The 1197-nt window shown below is 35.4% G+C and carries 1 protein-coding gene; it reads left to right on the forward strand.

Features of this window, described 5'->3' with window-relative positions; genetic code table 11:
• The coding region (locus tag ACI3VO_RS14325; protein ID WP_439758568.1) for an InlB B-repeat-containing protein at nt 1–1197 on the forward strand (1197 nt) is incomplete at both ends.

Consider the following 1197-nt stretch of genomic DNA (forward strand, 5'->3'; position numbering starts at 1 on the left):
GTTACAGTAAGTAAAGACGGAGAATTTAAGTTGGCAGACGACGATGAAACAACACTTGCAAGAATACCAATAACAGCTACAAACTTTGATGTAACTGATTACGGTTACCCAAGTGTATACAACAGTGATGAATATCCAACATTACTTAACGTATTTATTAGATTCCACGAATTATACGCAGGTGGAGCAGAAAACTTTGCAGGAACACCAAATAATAGTCCAGCTACAGGAAATGACTTGTATATAACTAAATTCTTAGGAGTTGAAACTACACAATTAAATTACTATGTAAACAACAAATATCCAGGTGAATGGCTAGAAGATGAAGGATACATATGGGGTTCTACTGCTGATTACATCAACATGAAAAATAATGACGATGTAAATGTAACAATGTTTACAGATTATCAAGTTCCAATGTTCTATACTTACTTCGATAAACAAGAAGCTACAGTAAAACAAGGACAAAACTTAGAATTAACTCTAAATGGATTTGATAATGTAGCATCATATTTAGGACCAGAAGGTCAAGCTATTTCAGGAGCTACTATCTACGTAGATGGCGAAGCCACTGATATAGTAACTGATAAAGATGGTAAGGCGACATTAATGTTTGACGAACCAGGAACATATATAGTTTCTGCACAAGGTACTGATTTAAGTCTAAGCGATAGCGAAGAAACTGTAATAACTGCTCCAGTTTGTGAAGTGACAGTTACAGAAGCTGATGATATAACTGTAAGCTTCGATGCTGATAACGGCGAAGCCGTAATTTCAAAAGCTATAAAACCAAACAAAGTATTAAATTACATGCCAACAGCACCAACTAAAGAAGGATATACTTTTGTTGGATGGTACTCTGATACTGATGACATAACTACTGAATACAAATCAGGTGCTAGATACACTGAAAGCGTAACTTACAAAGCTAAATGGGCTCACGTTCAAATGCTTGGTGCACAAGGTAAATTAGTAGTTGACGGTAAGAGTGGTATAAGATTTGGTACTAAACTATACAATGACGGCGACGAAATCGTAGAAAAAGGTACTCTAATAATACCTGCTAACCTATTAGCAGAAGGCGAAGCCTTGACATTAGATACTCAAAAAGCCGCTAGAAGTATAGGTAAAGTAAATTACGAAGTAAACAAAGAACAAAACTACGTAACTTACCTAGGAACAATATCAAATATACCA

The sequence above is a fragment of the Intestinibacter sp. genome (assembly GCF_051866655.1).
Taxonomy (GTDB): domain Bacteria; phylum Bacillota; class Clostridia; order Peptostreptococcales; family Peptostreptococcaceae; genus Intestinibacter.